This is a genomic window from Amycolatopsis sp. NPDC114503, assembly GCF_055633655.1.
This window is the reverse complement of record NZ_JBVKDT010000005.1, coordinates 427541-446017: the sequence shown is the minus strand read 5'-3', so window position 1 is coordinate 446017 and position 18477 is coordinate 427541. Positions and strand designations below refer to the sequence as shown.

Sequence of the window (18477 nt, the reverse complement as noted above, 5' to 3'; positions counted from 1 at the left end):
TAACGTGGTCGCCGTGAGAGTCCTCCATACCTCTGATTGGCACATCGGCCGCACGTTCCACGGCGCCGATCTGCTTACCGAACAGGAGGCCGCCCTCACGCACATCGCCGAACTCGTCGACCGCGAGTCGGTCGACGTCGTGGTGGTGGCCGGTGACATCTACGACCGAGCGGTGCCGTCCGCTGAAGCTGTCCGCGTCGCCACGGCCGCGATGACCCGGATCCGCCGGGCCGGCGCGGAACTCGTGATCACGCCGGGCAACCACGATTCGGCCGCGCGGCTCGGCGCGTTCGCCGAATTCGCGGCGGCGGGCGGGCTGCATGTCCGCGCGACGGTCGAAGGTATCGCGGAACCCGTTGTGCTGCACGACGAACACGGCGCGGTCGCGTTCTACGGCATCCCGTATCTCGAACCCGAGCCGTCGCGGCACGCATTGGGCGTGCCGGAGGCGCGCGGCCACACCGGCGTGCTCGGCGAGGCGATGCGGCGGGTGCGCGACGATTTGGCCGGTCGTCCAGGAACGCGATCCATAGTGCTGGCACACGCTTTCGTCACCGGCGGCGAGGCCAGCGAATCGGAGCGCACCATCGCGGTCGGCGGCGTCGAGCAGGTTCCCGGCTCGGTGTTCGACGGCGTGGACTATGTCGCGCTCGGCCACTTGCACGGTCCGCAGACGCTCGCGGAACACCTCCGGTACTCCGGAAGTCCGCTGGCGTACTCGTTTTCCGAAGCGCGGCAACGGAAATCAGTGTGGTTCGTGGATCTCGACGCGACCGGCCTGGCCGACGTCCGCCGGCACGAGCTGCCCGTGCCACGTCCGCTCGCGACCCTCTCGGGCGAACTAGCCGCTTTGCTCGAAGACCCAGAGCACGAGCAATGGCGCGAGCACTTCCTCTCGGTCACCGTCACCGATCGAGTCCGTCCGATCGATGCAATGCGGTTGCTGCAAGACCGTTTTCCTTATGCGGTGCACATGGATTGGCGGCCTGACGGCGGTGCCGCCGGTGCCGAACTGAAGTACGCCGAGGCGGTGCGAGGACGCAGCGACATCGAGATCGCGCGCAGTTTCCTCGACGACTGCCGCGGCGCTCCGCCGACCGAACGCGAGGAGCGGCTGGTGCACCTGGCGCTCGAAGCAGCGAACCGGGCGGCGGTGGAGAAGCTGTGAGACTGCATCTGCTGGAGGTGGAAGCCTTCGGCCCCTACGCGGGTCGGGAGGTGGTGGACTTCGACGCCCTCGGCGCCGACGGTCTGTTCCTTCTCCACGGCGACACCGGCGCGGGCAAGACCACGCTGCTCGACGCGATCGCGTTCGCGTTGTTCGGTGTGGTGCCGGGCGCGCGCGGCGACGTCAAGCGGTTGCGGTGCGATCTCGCCGAACCCCATCGGCAGACTGAGGTCGTGCTGGAGCTGACCGTGCAGGGTCAGCGGCTGCGGATCGTGCGCGGTCCGGAGTACCAGCGACCGAAGAAACGCGGCGACGGATTCACCATGCAGCAGGCCCGGGTTTCGCTGACCTGGGTCGGCGAACCGCCCGCCGGGCTGCCGCCGGACGGAAGCATCCGCATCGACGAGGTGGCGCGCACCGTCGAGCGGCTGCTGGGCATGACGGCGGCGCAGTTCTTCCAGGTGGTGCTGCTGCCGCAAGGAGAATTCGCGAAGTTTCTCCGCAGCGACACCACGGAGCGCGAGAAGCTGCTGGAACGGCTTTTCGGCACCGAGCGGTTCTCCGACGTCGAACGCTGGTTCGCGGACCTTCGCGCGGAACGCGGCCGTGCGCTGGAAAAGCGGCAACAGGAGGTCCGCGAACTGCTCGCCCGCTACGCGCAGGAAGCGCAGCAGGAACCGCCGGAGGAGGGACAGCCGGAGTGGGTCGAGGTTGTCCTGGCCGAGATCGCTGCCCGGGCCGAGGCAGCGGAAACTGAGGCAGCGCAAGCACGTTCGGCGGCGAAGTCCGCCGAGGTCGCGCTGCGCGAGGCGGAAGAGGACGCGGACAAGATCCGCCGGGTTCGCCTCGCACACACTCGGCTGACGCAGATCGCCGAGCAGGCGACTGAACGTGCCGAGTGGACGGAAGAGATCGCGGCGGCTCGGCGTGCTGCCGCGGTGGTGCCCGAGGCCGAGTTGATGGACCGGCGCACGGCAGAACTCGGCGATGCGCAAGTGCTGGTGACAGACCGGATCCGAGACCTCGCCGACCTCGGTTTCGACGCGGCCGGGCTTGCTGTCGCCGACCTTCGCGAACGCGCTGGCTCCGTTCGCGAGGAAGCGGGTGCTCTCGCCGAGTTGGCGGCGGAAGCGACCCAGCAGAAGAGCGACGAACAACGCCGTGCCGAGCGGCAGAAAGTCGCGAAGAAAGCCGCCGAGCAGGTTGCTGGGCTTGCGGAGCGGCTGGACAAGCTGCCCGGTCTCATCGCCGCTGCGCGTACCGAAGCGACGGTGGCCGGAGAAGCGGCGGCGAAGCTGGACGGTGCCAAGTCCCGCGTCGACGAGTTGACGGCGCTCACTCGTGCGGCCGAGGAGTTGCCGCCAGCCGAAGCCAGGGTCGCGCGCGGCGAAGCGAAGCTGCGTGAAGTGGTCGACGAGCACCAGACTGCTCGGCAACGGCGGCTCGATCTCCGCGAACGGCGTCTCGACGGCATGGCAGCCGAGTTGGCAGTTGGCTTGGCCGAGGGAACGGCGTGTCCGGTGTGCGGGTCGGCCGAGCATCCGGCACCGGCGAACCATGACGCACCGCTGGTCGACGCGGCCGAAGAACGCGCAGCCGAGGACGCCGAACAGAAGGCGTCGGCATTGCGTCAGCGAGTGGTATCCGCGTTGGAGGAAGCCAAGGCGCGAGTCGTCTCCTTGCGGGAACGATTGGACGGACGCACCGCGGAGGAAATCGCGACCGCGCTGGCCGAAGCCCGGGCGGTCGTCGCGGAACTCTCCGGAAAGGCGCAGCGCAAAGACCAGCTGACCGGGAAGGTCGCCGAACTGGAGCGCGGTGCCGAACAACTGGCGGAACAGCGCCGTCTCGCCGAGCAGACGGTCACCGAGGCGAACGGCGAGATCCGGGCCTTGGACGAGCGGATGGCCGAACGCGAACAACGGCTGATTGCGGGCCGGGGAGAATTCCCGGATGTTCCCGCCCGACGGCAGCATCTGCTCACGTTCGCTGGCGCACTCGACTTGGCAGCGGAGGCGCATACCGCGGTGTCCGGAGCCGAGGCCCGGCTCGCTGAACAGCGGGATCTGGTTGAGATCTCGTTGCATGCCAAGGGGTTCTCGACCCTTGAGGAAATGCGCGCCGCCGTCCGCAGCGACGAGCAGGTCACCAAGCTCGAACAGGGCCTCGCTGAGGCGGAAGCGATGGCCGCCGGTGCGCGGGAGATGCTCGCGCAACCCGAACTGTTCGGGATCTCGCCGGACGACGCGGTCGAGGTCGCGCCGCTGGCCGAACGGGCGAAAGAGACGCGTGCGCGCGCGGACACTGCTTTTGCCGCGCAGCAAGCGGTTTCGGCACAACACCGCGAACTGGTGAAGCTGGCTGGACGGCTCGGCACGGCGCTGTCGGAGCTGCGGCCGCTGGAGGAGGAACAGGCCGAACTTCGGGCGTTGTCCGAAGTGGTCAACGGGCGAGGGCAGAACGCGCGGAAGATGTCGTTGCGTTCGTATGTCCTGGCTGCCCGGCTGGAAGAGGTCGCGCTCGCGGCGACCGCGCGGCTGAGGACCATGAGCCAGGGCCGCTACTCCTTCGTGCACTCGGACGCGGCCGGCGCACGCGGCACGAGGGGCGGCCTGGGCCTCGACGTGCTGGACGACTACTCCGGCGCAGTACGCCCAGCGAAGACCCTGTCGGGCGGCGAATCGTTCCTCGCGTCGCTCTCGCTGGCGTTGGGCCTTGCCGACGTGGTGGCAGGCGAAACCGGCGGTGCGCTGCTCGACACCCTCTTCGTGGACGAGGGTTTCGGCACCCTGGACGCCGAAACGCTGGACGTGGTGATGAACATCCTCGACGAACTCCGCGCCGGCGGCCGCGTGGTGGGCCTGGTGTCGCACGTCGAGGAACTCCGCCAGCGCATCCCCACGCGGCTGCGGGTGCGGAAGTCCCGCACCGGATCGAGAGTGGAGCTGCAGATGGCTTGATGAGATCAGGACGGGCTAGTGCCGGGTGACGGCTGGGCGCTGTGGCGAGCAATGTTGCGGTGGCGGGCTGAGTGCTGCAGCGGGCCGCTGTTGAAGCGGCGAGCCGGGCTGAGTGTTGCTGGCGGGATGGGCGGCCGTTAGGCGACTGGTCTAGCCAGCTCCGCCACGCTCGCCATCTCGGCCTGGCGACGTAGTAACGATTGCCGCTTCGGCCCGGGCACGTCAGTTACATCCGCCGTCTCGACATGGTCGCGTCAGTGGCGCTTGCCACTTCGGCTTGGCCGCGTCAGCAAGGCTTGCCACTCCGGCTCGCCACCTCAACCACGTTCGCCACTCCTGACTGGTTGCGTCAGCAGCGATTGCTGCTTCGACCCGGTCGCATCAGCGACGCTCACTGCCTCGGCTTGGTCGGGTCAGCAACGATCGCTGCTTCGTCCTCGTCGTTTCAGCAGCGCTTGCCCTCTCAGACCTGCCTGCCGCCGCCGCGCCCACCACTTAGGCTCGGCCCACCCGGCCCCGGGCCGAACCGTCAGGCGGGCTCTTCGTGGTGCAGAAGCCACCGCTTAGCGGGCACTCCCCAGCGGAAGTTGCCGATCGCTCCGCCAGTCCTCACCACCCGGTGGCAGGGCACGAACAGGGCCGCCGCGTTGCGGGCGCAGGCGCTCGCTGCTGCGCGGACTGCGGAGGGGTTTCCCGAGAGGGTGGCGTACTCCGCATAGCTCACCGGGCTGCCTGCCGGGACTTTGCGCAGCATCTCCCACGCGTGCTCGCGGAACGGACCAGACCGTTGCCGTACCTCGATGTCGGCGACGGCGTCGAGGTCGCCGCCGTGGTAGCGGCGGATCGCGGCCGTCACCGGGCCCAGGTCGCGGCGTTCGGTGAGGGTCGTCGGGGCCAGGGACGGCGAGATGAGCGGCGTCAGTTCGGCGACGTCACGCGTCCAGCCGGAGGCCAGGACGGCTCCGTCGCCTGTCACTACTGCGGTGAACGGGCCGATCTTGGTGTCCAAAGTGGACCAGAAGGCGGTGTGCACGGGAAGAGTCTCCTCAAACGGTTCGGGAACTGAGATACCGGCTGGCGTACGAACTCCACGGCTGCCAGGCGCGCGCGGACGTCGCCAGGTCGATGCCCAGCTCGGCCGCATTGCGGCGGACGGCTGGGTCGGCGGCCAGCAGGACGTCGGGAGCGCCCAGCAGGCGCATCACGACGTAGTCGGCGGTGGCCGGATCGACGCCGGCCGTGAGCATTTCGGTGCGCAGTTCGTCGGCGTCGCGGCCGACGTGCGGGTCCAATTCACCGGCGACAATCGCGGCGGCGACCTGCTTGACCAGCGGTTTCACGTCGGCCTCGGCGATGGCGGACGGGGTCGGGAAGAGGGTCGTCAGGGTGTCCATCGGCGGGTCGGCGGGCGGGACTGGTTCGCCGAGCCGGACAACGTCGGCCACGTCTTCGCCCAGCAGGGCGCGGAGCAGGACCTCTGGACCGTCGACGGCGCCTGGCACGCGGATGCCCGGGGTGGCGGCGACCAGCCGGGCCAGGGCGTCGTCGGCGGACAGCACGCGAGTGACGGCTTCCGGGTCGGCGTCCAGGTCCAGCAGCCGTCGTACTCGGCTGACGGCGCTGCTCAGGTCGCGCAGGTCGGAGAGCGCCAGGTCGCACTGCACGTACCCGGCGCGCGGGCTGACCCACACCGACGCTGGGCCGTGCGGCAGGCGCAAGGTGCGGCCGTAGCCGTCCTCGGTGACGGCTTCGATGCCCGGCAACGCCCGTGAGGCGTGGTAGTTCAGTACGCCCACCGCATCGAACGGGGCGCGGAACGGCAGGCGAAGGCTGAGCCGCGTCGCGCCGCTTGGTTCGTTGCGGTTCCCGCGGCGAAGCGAAGCTGCACGCAGCTGCGACGGAGTCGTCGCGAACACCTCGCGGATCGTTTCGTTGAACTGCCGGATGCTGGAGAACCCGGCCGCGAACGCGACGTCGGTCAGCGGCAGTTGCGACATCTCGATCAGCAACCGTGCCGAGTGGGCGCGGTGTGCTCGGGCGAGGCGGATGGGGCCTGCGCCAAGCTCAGCCGTCAACACGCGGCCGAGCTGGCGTTCCGAGTAGCCGAGCTGACGGGCCAAGCCGGGCACGCCCTCGCGCTCGACCAGGCCGTCCGAGATCAGCCGCATCGCGCGGGCGGCCAGGTCGGCGCGCACGTTCCAGTCCGGCGAACCCGGGACGGCGTCCGGCAGACAGCGGCGGCACGCGCGGAAACCGCCAGCCTGCGCGGCCGCCGACGTGGGGTAGAAACGGACGTTCTGTGCCTTCGGCGTGAGCGCCGGGCAGGACGGGCGGCAGTAGATGCCGGTGGTGCGCACAGCCATGATGAACTGGCCATCGAACCGCTGGTCGCGGGCGGTCACCGCGCGGTAGCAGCGCTCGGTGTCGCGCCAGATCGGGATGGTCGAGGTAGCCATGCCGTCGATGATGCCAGCAGGTGAGAGCCCTGACTGGCGGAAAACCGACACGACGTTGCCGCCGTGCTCACCGGGTCGGCGGGGGTCTGTCGCCAGCACGTAGACTTACCGGCCGTGAGTCTCACCCTCGGTATCGTCGGCCTGCCCAACGTCGGCAAGTCCACCCTGTTCAACGCGCTGACGCGCAACGACGTGCTCGCCGCGAACTACCCGTTCGCGACGATCGAGCCCAACGTCGGCGTCGTGCCGCTGCCGGACCCGCGGCTGGACCAGCTGGCCGAGATCTTCTCGTCGGAGAAGACCGTGCCCGCCGTGGTGTCCTTTGTGGACATCGCGGGCATCGTGAAGGGCGCGTCCGAGGGCGCGGGGCTCGGCAACAAGTTCCTCGCCAACATCCGCGAGGCCAACGCGATCTGCCAGGTCATCCGCGTGTTCGACGACCCGGACGTGGTGCATGTCGACGGCCGGATCGACCCGATGTCCGACATCGAGACGATCAACACCGAGCTGATCCTCGCCGACCTGCAGACGCTCGAGAAGGCGCTGCCCCGGCTGGAGAAAGAGGCGCGCACCAAGAAGGAAGCGCGGCCGGCGCTCGAAAACGCCCAGAAGGCCAAGAAAATCCTCGACGCCGGGCGCACGCTGTTCCAGGCGCAGAAGGACATCGACGGCGAGGCGCTGCGCGAGCTGAGCCTGCTCACCACGAAGCCGTTCCTGTACGTCTTCAACGCCGACGAGGCCGTGCTCACCGACGACGCGCGCCGTGAGGAGCTGGCGAAGCTCGTCGCCCCGGCGGACGCGGTGTTCCTCGACGCGAAGGTCGAGGCCGAGCTGCTGGAGCTGGACGACGAGGAGTCCGTGCGCGAGCTGCTGGAGTCCGTCGGCCAGCTGGAGCCGGGCTTGAACGCGCTGGCTCGCGCGGGTTTCCACACGCTCGGCCTGCAGACGTATCTCACGGCCGGCCCGAAGGAATCCCGTGCCTGGACGATCCCGCAGGGCGCGACCGCCCCGCAGGCCGCCGGCGTCATCCACACGGACTTCGAACGCGGCTTCATCAAGGCGGAGATCGTGTCGTTCGCGGACCTCGTCGAGGCGGGCTCGATGGCGGCCGCGCGCTCGGCGGGCAAGGTCCGCATGGAGGGCAAGGACTACGTGATGGCGGACGGCGACGTGGTGGAGTTCCGCTTCAACGTCTAGAACCGTGCTGTTGCTCGACGCCGCCCCTGGTCATCGGACCGGGGGCGGCGTTGCGCTTTCGGGGTCCAGGTGGCGGGCCTAAACCGGACTGAACGAGGGTTAGCCGTGCCGGGCAGACGGCAGCGAGGTCTCGATGGCGTTCGCCAATGCTCGAAGCCGCATCGGGGCTGACCTCACATCGCCGAGCGTATAGGTCGAGAATTTCGGGTCTTCCTGCTGCTGAACCATGCGAAGTGCTCCCACCTCGATTCGCGACAGCGAGGAGAACGCGGCTTGTACTTCTTCGACCGCTGGCATGAGGGCTGTCTTTCTCCCGTCCCGGGAGATGTCCCGAGCGGTGATCGCGTCGCCGGTCTCCGCGGCTTCCTCGGAGAGCTGTGCGACCACGAACGAGAGCACGGACAATTCTCGGCGTCGCTGTTCGATGACACGGTCAAGCTCATCGAGACCGTGGGGAACCTTGAACAAGGTCGCGGTCTCTTGCGGGCCGAGGCCGAGCTCGGTGGCTGCCTCGACGATGTCTCCCAGCCGTTCCGCGTCCACCAGGGCCCATCCCCGCTTCACGGCCATGTTCTTGATCGTGTCCCCGCGGAATGCCGGCCCGATCAAAGCCGCGAAGCGCGCGTTGTGCTTGCTCCGGTGCGTTTCCAGGGCAACATCGCTGAAGTCGGTATGCGTGGTGTGGCCATTCGAACGGGATTTGGCTTCGACGATCGCGATGACCTCGGTGTCTGTCTCGTCGTGCCAGCGGACGATGACGTCCGTGTCGCCCCCTCCGCTGACCGTGTCCGCGACGAACCCCAGGGCTCTGAACGTATCGCGCACCGCGTTTTCGAAGGCCTTCCCCAAAGCCAAGTCGAGTGCTTGCGGAGATCGCGAGAACGTCATGAGCTCTTCTTTGAGCGAACGACAGTCTTCCCGGCGCTTCTCCTGCGATTCAACGGACAAAACTGTTGGCTGCTCGACGGGGGCAGGTGTTTCGTCGAGCGGCAGTTCGGCGAGAAGGGCGAGACCTGCTTCGGTGGCGCGAAGGCTGCCGTGACGCGGCTCCTCGATGAGGTCGGTGTCTTCGAGAAATGAAGCGATCCACCGGGATTTCTCAATGTTGAGCCCGTACCTGGCTGCTTCGCGGTACATCTCCGGGCGAGTGACATCCGGCTTGACGGTGTGGATCATTTCGCCCACGAACCGCATGTTCGCGTGCAGAATTCGGATGAAGTTCACGTCGTCCTCGGTGGAGACCCAGGCGCGAGCGGGGACGGTCGCCTGATAGATGCCGAGGCCGATCTCGTGCAGCAGGCCCGAGGCGCGAAGGAAAGGCATCATGGAATCGACACTGGTGCGGCGGAGGCCGAATGACTCCGCGATAAAGCACAGAAGTTCCTCCCGTCCGATCGGATCGATCGCCGCGTTGACGATAGTCCTGAGGTTGACGACCTTGTTGGGTTTCGAAGCGGGGCTCGGCACCCAGATGTTGTAGGTGCTGCGGGAACTCTGCGGGCGTTCGGAAGTGGCGAGCTGGTTGAGGAGGTTCTTGATTTCGCTGGGCGCCTCGGTGACGGTATTGGCGCGAGCGAGGCGCATGGAGATGGCCTGCGGGGTGACTACCACGGTCCGTCCGAGCAGTTTCTCGCCGGCCGCGGTGATCCTCCATCGGCGATTCCCGCTGCCCTCGATGAGGCCGAGAACTTCAAGCCAGTCCATCCGGCTGCGCACGCCTCCGAGGCTTTTCCAGGTCGTGGCATACCGTTCCCGAAGGAGGTCGTCGACTTCCTCGACGGTCGAATCCTTTTCGGCAATCGCTGACAAAGCTTCGGCGAACAAGCGGAAACGATTCGTCAGGACTGAGGCGAGCTGTTCGGGAGCGGGGTTCGAGCGAACGGTCTGGCCAAGGGGAGACAGCTTCAGTTGCTCGTCCTCCAGGCAGGCAAGCCCGGTGCTCTTGACGAATTTGCTGTACTCGAGCCAAGTGAGGGGTTCGGTGAGCGGTGCGGCACCGCCTTGGCGCGGTGCGGTAGCGAAGATTGCCGCAGGAAGCTTTGGGCAGGCGGTCAGGTCGACTGCCTTGCCCGCCCCGATCTGATCCACGAGTTCGAGAACGAGCGGCACCCAGATGTTCTTGCCGCCGCGCAACGGGGGCAAAGAGGCTGCTTGTTTTCGCCACAATGCCCGTTGCTCGGCCAGCTGTTGCGGAACGTTTGCGGAGTCGTCGGATTTCACGGGGCGTGAGCTTACCGCAGGCTTCATTCGGAAATGGACCCAATTGAATCCATGCTGAAATTGTCCTATTGCCAAATAATGCGTCTTGGGTCCTGGCCGGGAATCGGCGTTGGGTCGCGAGCGGCACGCTGGCCTCTTGGGACCTGCGAACCGTAAGATCCGCCTATGCCCGTGCTCTTCACCCCGTCCTTGCCGGATCGCGAAGACGGGAGACGCCTTGGCGGTGCGCCGCCGGTTGCGCTCGAGGCGCATCCGCTTCTCGAGACACATCGCTATCTGCTGACTTTCCCCGCGGCTCCGTGGGCACCTGACAGCGAGGTGTCAGTGCTGCTGCGCAACGGATTCGACATCGGCGACAGCGACCTCGAATACTCGGACATGGCGATGCGCGCCCTCGTCCACGCACCGTCGCCGCGCGGCGAGTGCACTGCGATGGGATGGCCGGGACTTCGCTCGGCGGCGCTCGTCGAGATGCCGGACGCGGAGGACTCGATCGCGCTCGTCCGGATCGCGGACGAACTGGTGCTGATCCAAAACGAAACCGGTTACGCCGACGCCGTCCGCGCCGACGGGCATCAGTTTCTCTTTCAGGTCAACGAAGAAGGCTGGCCGGTTGACGGCGAGCTTGAGGACGTCATCGACGAGTACCTTTGGGGCTACGGGTCGGTCTATTTCTACGGCACCCCGGGAGCCGACGGAGTCGTGCGCGAGGTCGTCGCGGGGTTCATCGACTTCTGAGCCTCGGCAGGAGGCCGAGGCTCAGGGTCGAAATTCAGTTCAGGTCGGCGACACTAGGCACAACCACCCCGTAAAGGTCCCCGATAGTCGCCAGCGCGCTGTTATGCAGCTGCTCAGCACTAACCTCCCCGGCCGGAGCCAGCAGCGGCCGGGTAGCGCAGGCATCGGCGACCACGGTCGGGTGGTTGCCGCGCAGGAACGCGCCCTCAGCGGTGAACGTGACGCACATGTTGGTCATGAATCCGGCGATCACCACGCTCTTATGCCCGGCCGCGTCGACCCGCGAGCCCAGGTCCGTGTTCACGAAGGAGTTCGGCGCACCCTTCACGACGATCGGCTCGCCCTCGATGGGCGCGACGTCTGGGTGGATGCCGCCGATCTCGGCTCGGATGTCGTACGGCGTGCCTTCGCCGCCGTCGTTGACTACGTGGATCACCGTCGCTCCGGCGGTGCGGGCCTTGGCGAGCAGGGCCCGCGCTGCGGTCAGGGCTGGTTGCCAGCCTTCCAGTTCCATCACGCCGCGGGTGTAGGTGTTCTGGTAGTCGACCATGATCAGCGTCGCGTCGGCCAGCGTCGCCGGGGTCTGGTCGAGACCGTTCAGCTCCCGCAGCGTTTTCCTTGCCATGGTGGGGGTTTCCTCTCGTTTCTGTTCCGCACGATCGACGCTAGACTCGGCAGCGGATGTCGGCAATGACATGCAAGACGCAGAAACCGACATGAGGGGATGCGATGAAGAGGCTGCTGGTCGTCGTCCTGTTCGATCGGATCGACCTGCTCGACGTGACCGGGCCCGCGGAGGTGTTTTCCTTGCTGCAGCGGGAAATGGACCGTCCGACGGATTACCGGGTGGTGCTCGCGGCCGGGACGCTCGAGCCGGTGACCACCTCGGCCGGCGTGCGGGTGCTGCCGGACGTGACCTTCGCGGAGCTGGCGGGGAAGGCGATCGACACTCTGATCGTGCCGGGAGCGGTGACGGCCGGGGAGAACGGGGAGATCGTCGCCCGGTGTGATCCGGCGGTGGTCGAGGAGGTGCGGCGGCTCGCTGGGCACACGCGCCGGGTGGCTTCCGTCTGCGTCGGCGCGCACATCCTCGCGGCGGCGGGGCTGCTCGACGGCAAACGCGCTACCACGCATTGGTCGACGGCCAGGCAGCTTGCCGCGGAGCATCCGGAAGTGATGGTCGACGCGGATCCGATCTTTATTCGCGACGGCGGCGTATGGACCGGGGCGGGGTTGAGCGCTTGTCTTGACCTCGCGCTGGCGTTGGTGGCTGATGATTTCGGACCGGAGTTGGCCTCGCGGGTGGCCCGTCAGCTCGTGATGTTCCTGCGGCGGCCGGGCGGGCAGAGTCAGTTCAGCGTCTCGCTGGAACCCGCGTCCGCGACTCGGCGCGTGGACGAGTTGCGGCAGCACATCGCGGCTCACCTGGCGGATCCGTTGACGGTCGCCGATCTCGCCGCGCATGCCCACGTGACGGATCGGCAGATCACGCGGGTCTTCAAAGCGGAGTTGGGGATGACGCCCGCCGCTTACGTCGAGCACGCGCGGGTCGAGGCGGCGAGGCATCGGCTGGAGACGACTGATGAAACGTTGTCTCGGATTGCCGGCGCTTGCGGGTTCGGCACCGTTTCGACGTTGAACCGCTCTTTTCGGCGGACACTAAGTATTACGCCCAACGAATACCGAGAGCGGTTCCGGATCGGTTAACGGAACGGGAGCGTGTCGGTGCCGTTCGTGTTCGGGACGGGGCGCTCGTGACCGGTTCGCTGGTGTGCGGAGCGGCCGCGCAGGCGGTCCCGAACTGGGACACGGTGACCTGACCCACGCGGGGCAATTTCGGCGAAACGTCCCTCTCGAGCCGCTCGCCCGGCGAAGATGCCCCAGTGCGGATTGTTCTCTACGCCATCTGGGGCGCGTTCATGCTCGCCCTTGTGGTCAGCGTCGTGGTGCAGACGAGGAAAGCCCGGCGGCGCAAGACGGCGCTGGCGGTGTGGCCGCGGACCCAGGCCGTGGTGACCGGGTACGACCGGCGAAGGGGCGGTTCCGACAGCGACAGCCCGTCGCTCTACTACCCGCGGTACGAGTACCGCGGGCCGGACGGACGGGTCTACGGCGGCACGTCCGACACTGTCGGCTACCGGACGCCGCAGGAAGGGGTGACGCTTCAGGTGGCGGTCAACCCGGAAAACCCTGCCGAATCAGTCCCCGAGGGGCCGACCGGGATGCGGGTGCTCGGCTGCGCGTCGATCGCGCTCGGGCTCATCGGGATCGCCATGTTCTTCTTCATCCGGATGTTCCCGCTGCCGTGAAACGCCGGCGCTCAGCCGAGCAGGCCGAGCACCACCATCGACAAGAGGACGACGGCGGTCGAGAACACTGCGACCCAGGTGCGCTGTGCGGCGGTGAGCTGGGCGGACGTGCTGTTCATGGCGGGTCCTAGCGGGGCGAGTGCCGATGATTACCGCTGGGATAGCGCCTTGATCTAGCTCACTGTTACCGCTTGTGATCAAGGTCACGTCGATTGCGCGCGGTGTGCCACAGCACCCCGCCCGCGGCGGCCACCATCAGGCCGAACGAACCCATTCCCACCACGAGTGCCTGAACCATGAGGCCTCCTTCCTTCGCGTCTGTCCGGAAGACGCGCGAAGGGGCCGCTCATGTTGCCAGGGTTGCCGACATCACACCTGGTCAGCGGGCCGCCAGTACCTCGTCGATCTGCTTGGCCATTGCGAAATCGCGTTCGGTCAGCCCGCCCAGGTAGTGGGTGCTGAGGCGGAAGGTCAGGGTGCGCCAGCGGATGTCGATGTCGGGGTGGTGGTCGGCTTCCTCCGCCAGTTCGGCCACCCGGTCCACCACCTCGATCGCCGCCGGGAAGGACGGGAGTTCGACCGTCCGCACGATGCTGTCGTCCTCGCGACGCCATTCCGGGACGGTGCCGAGGGCCTGGTCCACTGCCGAGTCGTTCAATAGCTGCGTCATCACTCCATGGTGTCGGCTACGCTGCGGCATTGCCACGGGAGTCCGGTACGCCGGGCTGAGAGGCGGGCCTTCCACCCGCGACCGTTCGCACCTGGATCCGGATCATGCCGGCGTAGGGAGGCCGTATCGCTCTCCCTCATCCGGCGCAGTGCAGGAGGGGAAGAATGATGTCGCGGACCGTCCGCACGGTGGCAGGACTCGCAGGAGTCTCGCTGCTCGCCAGCGCCTGCTCGCTCTCCAGCGGCGACTCCGGCGGGTCGTCCGCGAGCTCTGACCAGCAGACGCCGACCGTCACGCTGGTCACGCACGATTCGTTCGCCGCCCCGCAGGACGTGCTCGACGCCTTCCAGCGCCAGTCCGGGATCAAGCTCAAGATCCTCAAGTCCGGCGACGCCGGCGCGCTCACGAACAAGCTCGTGCTCACCAAGGGCAGCCCGATCGGCGACGTCGCGTACGGCGTCGACAACACCTTCGCCTCGCGCGCGCTCAGCGAGGGCGTCTTCCAGCCCTACACCAGCCCGGAGGCCGACCGCGGCCCGCAGCGCTACTCCGTCGACCCGCAGCACCGGCTGGCGGCGGTCGACCTCGGCGACGTCTGCGTGAACATCGACCCGGCTTACTTCGCGAGCAAGGGCCTTCCGGAGCCGAAGACCTACGACGACCTCGCCGACCCCAAGTACAAGGACCTGACCGTCGCGGAAAGCCCGGCCACCGCGTCGCCGGGGCTTGCCTTCCTGCTCGGCACCGTCGCGAAGTACGGCGAGAACGGCTGGCAGGGCTACTGGCAGAAGCTGAAGGACAACGGCCTCAAGACCGTCAGCGGCTGGGAGGAGGCCTACACCAAGGGCTTCTCCGGCTCCTCGGGCAAGGGTCCGCGGCCGATCGTCGTGTCCTACGCCTCGTCCCCGGCCGCAGAGCTCGGCGAGGACGGCAAGCCGCGCACCAAGGCGCTGCTCGACACCTGCTTCCGTCAGGTCGAGTACGCGGGCGTGCTCACCAACGGCAAGCAGATCCCGCAGGCCCAGAAGGTCGTCGACTTCCTGTTGTCGCAGCAGTTCCAGACGACGGTCGCGGCCAACATGTACGTCTACCCCGCGCGCCAGGGCGTCGAACTGCCCGCGGGCTGGGCCACCGCGGCGCCGCAGCCGCAGACGCCGGCCACCATGCCCGCGGACAAGGTGCAGGCAGGCCGGGAGAAGTGGATCGGGGAATGGCGCTCGCTCATGGGCGCGTGATCCCCGCGCGCACCATCGGGCTCACGCTGCTCGGCCTTCTGCCGGTCGCGTTCCTGGTGGTGTTCTTCGCCTGGCCGGTCGTCGCGATCGTCGGCCGGGGGTTTTCCGCGGGCGGGGTCGACACCGTGCTCGGCGATCCGCAGACGTGGCGGCTCGCCGGGTTCACGCTGGCCAGCGCGGCCGCGTCGACGGTGGTCGCGGTGCTCGCCGGGCTGCCAGTGGCGTATCTGCTCGCGCGCGTCCGGCTGCCGGGGGTCGGGCTGGCTCGCACGATCGTGCTGGTTCCGTTCGTGCTGCCGACGGTCGTCGTCGGGCTGGCTTTCCGGGCGATCTGGCCGGACGGTGGCGTGCTGCCGCTCGTGCTGGCCAACGCATTCTTCAACGTCGCGGTCGTCGCGCGTACGGTCGCCGGGCTGTGGGCGCATCTCGATCCGCGAGCGACCGAGGCGGCGCGGGCGCTCGGTGCCTCGCCGTGGCGGGCGTTCCGGTCGGTGACGTTGCCTGCGCTCGGCCCGGCTGTCGCGTCTGCGGCCGCGGTGGTGTTTCTGTTCTGCGCCACCAGTTTCGGCGTGGTGCTGATCCTCGGCGGCGGTAGTTACCGGACACTCGAGACCGAGATTTACCTCCGGACGGTCGACTTGCTCGACCTCTCCGGTGCGGCTGCGTTGTCGTTGATCCAGTTCGCGGCCGTCGTCGCCACGCTCGTGCTGGGGGCCGTGGCGCGCCGGAAGCGGGAGAACGCGGTGAAGCTGCGGTCCGCGCAGGTCACGGCGCGTCGGCCGCGCGGCGGGGAGTGGTGGACGGTCGGTGCCGCGGTCGTGGTGCTCGGGCTGTTGCTGACGCCGATCGTCTCGCTGCTCCTCGAGTCGGTGTCCACTTCGGACGGATGGAGCCTCGCCGGATACCGCGCGCTGAACACCGTGGGGCAGAACGACGCGCTGCAGGTGTCCGGCTGGATCGCGGCGCAGAATTCCCTCGCCGCGGCCACCGATGCGACGCTGCTGGCGATGGCCGTCGGGCTGGTCGCGAGTGTGGTGCTGGTGGCGCTCCGCCGTTCGCCGGGAGGGCTCGCGCGCGGAATGGGCGAAACCATGGATGTCGCGTTGATGCTGCCGTTGGGCGTGTCTGCGGTGACCGTCGGCTTCGGCTATCTCGTGACGCTCGACGCGTTGCCCGGCGACCTTCGCACGTCGCCGCTGCTCGTTCCCTTCGCTCAAGCTTTGGTGATCATGCCGCTGGTGGTGCGGATGATCCTGCCGGTGCTGCGCGCGGTCGACGTCCGGCTGCGCCAGGCCGCCGCGACGCTCGGCGCGAGCCCGGCGCGGGTGTGGCGGGAGATCGACTTTCCGCTGGTCGCGCGGTCGGTGGTGGCCGCGGCGGGCTTCGGGTACGTCGTCGCGCTCGGCGAGTTCGGCGCGACCAGCTTCCTCGCCCGGCCGGACGCGCCGACGCTGCCGGTGGCCGTCGCGACGCTGATCAGCAGGCCGGGGGAGCTGAACAACCAGATGGCGTACGCCGCGTGCGCCCTGCTCATGGTGGTGACTGTGGTGGCGGTGGCGCTGATCGACCGGTTCGGCTCGGTCCGCGGACGCAGCACAGTCGGGGAGTTCTGATGGCGCTCACGGTACGGGACCTGACTGTCCACTATGGATCGTTCGCCGCGGTCCGCGACGCGAAGCTGGACATCGCCGACGGCGAGGTGCTCGCGTTGCTGGGCCCGTCCGGCTCGGGCAAGTCGACGTTGCTGCGCGCGATCACCGGGCTGGAGCCAGTTTCGTCCGGCTCGGTGTCCTGGGACGGTACTGACCTCGCCGCGGTGCCGGTGCACAAGCGCGAATTCGGTCTGGTGTTCCAAGACGGACAGCTGTTCCCGCACCGCGATGTCGCCGCGAACATCGCGTTCGGCCTGCGGATGCACGGCGTGCCTCGCGAACGGCACGCGGCGCGCGTCGAGGAGTTGCTGAAGCTGGTCGGCCTGGAAGGCTACGAACGGCGACGGGTGACCGAACTGTCCGGCGGGCAAGCGCAGCGGGTCGCGTTGGCTCGCGCGCTGGCTCCGGAACCGCGCTTGCTGCTGCTCGACGAGCCACTGTCCGGATTGGACGCTGGACTCCGCGAACAGCTGGCGATCGACCTGGCGGATCTGTTGCGGCGCAGCAAGATCACCGCGCTGCTGGTGACGCACGATCAGGAGGAAGCGTTCACGCTCGCCGATCGCGTGGCGGTGCTCGACGCCGGGGAAATCCGGCAGGAGGGCGCGGTCCGGTCGGTGTGGAACAAGCCGGTGGACGAAGACGTGGCGCGATTCCTTGGTGTTACTACGTTCCTGAACGGCACAGCGGCCGACGGCGTGGTGCGGACCGAGCTGGGCGCCGTCGAACTCTCGGGAGTGGACGACGGTCCGGTCCGGCTCGGGCTGCGCCCGCACGGCTTGAAGGTGTCGAACGAAGGCGTACCCGGCGAGGTGACCGCAGCGGTGCACCGGCGGGAGCATCTGCGGCTGGTCGTCCGCTGCGGTGAGTCCACTGTGGACGCGATCGCTCCGGCCGGGGCGGACTTCCGGGCCGGCGACCCCGTCCGGCTCCAGCCGGATCCGGACGGGATCGCCGTGGTGGGCTGAACCCCCAGGTCAGCCGTCTCGGGTGGCGAGCCGTCCGTAGGCGAGCGAAAGCCCCACCACGATGTAGCAGGCCGCGCGGACCGCGCCCTCGCCGAGCCTCGTCAGCACCATCGGATCCTGCAGAACGGCGGCCGGGGCCAGCGTCCAGCCCTCCGTGAGCAGGAACGGGTGCAGCCACTTCAGCGAGGTCAGGAAGCCGAGGATGGTGAACACGATGTTCCCGGCCAGCACCGAGGCGACCACGAGCATCGGGTGTTCCGTCCAGCTCGACACCGCCAGCGCGACCGCGCCGATCGCCCACAGCTGCAGCACGATCCAGCCGCCGACGAGCAGGATCCGCAGCAGCGCCTCGCCGAGCGACAGCGTGGTGCCCGACAGCGTGAACAGCGAATCCGTGCCGTTGATGACCAAACCGGTGGCCACGCCGGTCACGCACATCGCGAGCACCGCGACCACGGACACCGTCGCCACGCCGAACGCCTTGACCGTCAGGAGCCGTCCCCGGCTCACCGGCGCGATGAGCCAGCCGCGCAGCGTGCCGTGCGCGGCTTCGCCGGCGATCGCGTCCGCGCCCGCCATCGCGGAGGCGAGGGGCAGCAGCAGCGTGAGGGTCATGACCATCGCGGCGATCGGCAGCACGAACGCGTTGTTCACCGCCGACGCCAGCAGCGCGCCGCCACCGTCGCCCGGCGCTTCGTTCCCGGCGTTCTGACCCACCAGCGTGAGCCCGATCCCGACGACGATCGGCACCAAGGCCAGCAGCCCCAGCACGGCGAGCGTGCGCGGCCTGCGGAAGATCCAGCGCAGCTCCGCGGCGATCAGCCGGGTCAACGGCACTGTGTCGTGTCCGGTCCGGCTCACCGGAACCGCGACAGCAGCGGTAGTCATTTCGCCTCCGCGGGAA

15 protein-coding genes and 1 riboswitch are annotated in these 18477 nt (G+C 68.3%); of the genes, 9 read left to right on the top strand and 6 right to left on the bottom strand.

Going from position 1 to position 18477, the window contains the following annotated elements:
* Nucleotides 1-13 precede the first annotated feature (13 nt).
* Nucleotides 14-1168, top strand: coding sequence for an exonuclease SbcCD subunit D (locus ACZ7OI_RS23840; RefSeq protein WP_470266380.1), 1155 nt, complete (start codon nucleotides 14-16; stop codon nucleotides 1166-1168).
* Nucleotides 1165-4128, top strand: coding sequence for an AAA family ATPase (locus ACZ7OI_RS23835; protein WP_470266379.1), 2964 nt, complete (start codon nucleotides 1165-1167; stop codon nucleotides 4126-4128). Before ACZ7OI_RS23840 ends, ACZ7OI_RS23835 begins: the two co-directional genes overlap by 4 nt.
* A gap of 529 nt (nucleotides 4129-4657) precedes the next feature.
* Here the strand turns inward: ACZ7OI_RS23835 and ACZ7OI_RS23830 are convergent.
* Together ACZ7OI_RS23830 and ACZ7OI_RS23825 are read right to left on the bottom strand one after the other, a co-directional pair.
* Nucleotides 4658-5161: a methylated-DNA--[protein]-cysteine S-methyltransferase gene (locus ACZ7OI_RS23830; RefSeq protein ID WP_470266378.1), complete on the bottom strand. Its 504-nt coding sequence runs from the start codon at nucleotides 5159-5161 to the stop codon at nucleotides 4658-4660.
* A gap of 13 nt (nucleotides 5162-5174) precedes the next feature.
* Complete coding sequence (locus tag ACZ7OI_RS23825) at nucleotides 5175-6584, bottom strand: DNA-3-methyladenine glycosylase 2 family protein (protein WP_470266377.1); 1410 nt, start codon at nucleotides 6582-6584, stop codon at nucleotides 5175-5177.
* A gap of 114 nt (nucleotides 6585-6698) precedes the next feature.
* Here ACZ7OI_RS23825 and ychF point away from each other — a divergent pair, with 114 nt between their 5' ends.
* Complete coding sequence (gene ychF, locus ACZ7OI_RS23820) at nucleotides 6699-7781, top strand: redox-regulated ATPase YchF (protein WP_470266376.1); 1083 nt, start codon at nucleotides 6699-6701, stop codon at nucleotides 7779-7781.
* A 99-nt stretch (nucleotides 7782-7880) separates the two neighbouring features.
* On the opposite strand, the gene ACZ7OI_RS23815 is transcribed toward ychF, so the two are convergent.
* Nucleotides 7881-10001: a hypothetical protein gene (locus tag ACZ7OI_RS23815; protein WP_470266375.1), complete on the bottom strand. Its 2121-nt coding sequence runs from the start codon at nucleotides 9999-10001 to the stop codon at nucleotides 7881-7883.
* Nucleotides 10002-10166: 165 nt separating this feature from the next.
* Here ACZ7OI_RS23815 and ACZ7OI_RS23810 point away from each other — a divergent pair, with 165 nt between their 5' ends.
* A complete protein-coding gene (locus tag ACZ7OI_RS23810; protein WP_470266374.1) occupies nucleotides 10167-10739 on the top strand; it encodes a hypothetical protein in 573 nt (190 codons plus the stop codon).
* Nucleotides 10740-10773: 34 nt separating this feature from the next.
* Here the strand turns inward: ACZ7OI_RS23810 and ACZ7OI_RS23805 are convergent, their stop codons facing one another.
* Nucleotides 10774-11364: an isochorismatase family protein gene (locus ACZ7OI_RS23805; RefSeq protein ID WP_470266373.1), complete on the bottom strand. Its 591-nt coding sequence runs from the start codon at nucleotides 11362-11364 to the stop codon at nucleotides 10774-10776.
* Nucleotides 11365-11468: 104 nt separating this feature from the next.
* Here ACZ7OI_RS23805 and ACZ7OI_RS23800 point away from each other — a divergent pair, with 104 nt between their 5' ends.
* Together ACZ7OI_RS23800 and ACZ7OI_RS23795 are read left to right on the top strand one after the other, a co-directional pair.
* Nucleotides 11469-12446, top strand: a complete 978-nt coding sequence (locus tag ACZ7OI_RS23800) for a GlxA family transcriptional regulator (protein ID WP_470266372.1) — start codon at nucleotides 11469-11471, stop codon at nucleotides 12444-12446.
* Between the two features lie 176 nt (nucleotides 12447-12622).
* A complete protein-coding gene (locus ACZ7OI_RS23795; RefSeq protein ID WP_470266371.1) occupies nucleotides 12623-13048 on the top strand; it encodes a DUF3592 domain-containing protein in 426 nt (141 codons plus the stop codon).
* Between the two features lie 379 nt (nucleotides 13049-13427).
* Here ACZ7OI_RS23795 and ACZ7OI_RS23790 read toward each other — a convergent pair whose 3' ends face one another.
* Nucleotides 13428-13718 (bottom strand): 4a-hydroxytetrahydrobiopterin dehydratase, encoded by a 291-nt coding sequence (locus ACZ7OI_RS23790; RefSeq protein WP_470266370.1) that lies wholly within the window; start codon nucleotides 13716-13718, stop codon nucleotides 13428-13430.
* A 24-nt stretch (nucleotides 13719-13742) separates the two neighbouring features.
* Nucleotides 13743-13854: riboswitch (TPP riboswitch) on the top strand.
* 31 nt (nucleotides 13855-13885) lie between these two features.
* Here ACZ7OI_RS23790 and ACZ7OI_RS23785 point away from each other — a divergent pair.
* From ACZ7OI_RS23785 to ACZ7OI_RS23775, 3 genes are read left to right on the top strand one after another with little or no spacing between them, the layout of a single operon-like run.
* Nucleotides 13886-14953, top strand: coding sequence for a thiamine ABC transporter substrate-binding protein (locus tag ACZ7OI_RS23785; protein WP_470266673.1), 1068 nt, complete (start codon nucleotides 13886-13888; stop codon nucleotides 14951-14953).
* Entirely contained in the window at nucleotides 14929-16566 is a 1638-nt protein-coding gene (locus ACZ7OI_RS23780; protein WP_470266369.1) for an ABC transporter permease, read from the top strand. The genes ACZ7OI_RS23785 and ACZ7OI_RS23780 overlap by 25 nt, the downstream gene beginning before the upstream one ends.
* Complete coding sequence (locus ACZ7OI_RS23775; protein WP_470266368.1) at nucleotides 16566-17573, top strand: ABC transporter ATP-binding protein; 1008 nt, start codon at nucleotides 16566-16568, stop codon at nucleotides 17571-17573. Before ACZ7OI_RS23780 ends, ACZ7OI_RS23775 begins: the two co-directional genes overlap by 1 nt.
* A gap of 9 nt (nucleotides 17574-17582) precedes the next feature.
* Here the strand turns inward: ACZ7OI_RS23775 and ACZ7OI_RS23770 are convergent, their stop codons facing one another.
* Nucleotides 17583-18461 (bottom strand): ABC transporter permease, encoded by an 879-nt coding sequence (locus ACZ7OI_RS23770; protein ID WP_470266367.1) that lies wholly within the window; start codon nucleotides 18459-18461, stop codon nucleotides 17583-17585.
* Nucleotides 18462-18477 lie beyond the last annotated feature (16 nt).

What these genes read in the sequence shown, in the direction of transcription:
- ACZ7OI_RS23790 (WP_470266370.1), bottom strand. Translation starts at nt 13,718, where the DNA reads ATGACGCAGCTATTGAACGACTCGGCAGTGGACCAGGCCCTCGGCACC.
- ACZ7OI_RS23770 (WP_470266367.1), bottom strand. Translation starts at nt 18,461, where the DNA reads ATGACTACCGCTGCTGTCGCGGTTCCGGTGAGCCGGACCGGACACGAC.
- ACZ7OI_RS23825 (WP_470266377.1), bottom strand. Translation starts at nt 6,584, where the DNA reads ATGGCTACCTCGACCATCCCGATCTGGCGCGACACCGAGCGCTGCTAC.
- ACZ7OI_RS23780 (WP_470266369.1), top strand. Translation starts at nt 14,929, where the DNA reads ATGGCGCTCGCTCATGGGCGCGTGATCCCCGCGCGCACCATCGGGCTC.
- ACZ7OI_RS23805 (WP_470266373.1), bottom strand. Translation starts at nt 11,364, where the DNA reads ATGGCAAGGAAAACGCTGCGGGAGCTGAACGGTCTCGACCAGACCCCG.
- ACZ7OI_RS23785 (WP_470266673.1), top strand. Translation starts at nt 13,886, where the DNA reads ATGTCGCGGACCGTCCGCACGGTGGCAGGACTCGCAGGAGTCTCGCTG.
- ACZ7OI_RS23800 (WP_470266372.1), top strand. Translation starts at nt 11,469, where the DNA reads ATGAAGAGGCTGCTGGTCGTCGTCCTGTTCGATCGGATCGACCTGCTC.
- ACZ7OI_RS23810 (WP_470266374.1), top strand. Translation starts at nt 10,167, where the DNA reads ATGCCCGTGCTCTTCACCCCGTCCTTGCCGGATCGCGAAGACGGGAGA.
- ACZ7OI_RS23775 (WP_470266368.1), top strand. Translation starts at nt 16,566, where the DNA reads ATGGCGCTCACGGTACGGGACCTGACTGTCCACTATGGATCGTTCGCC.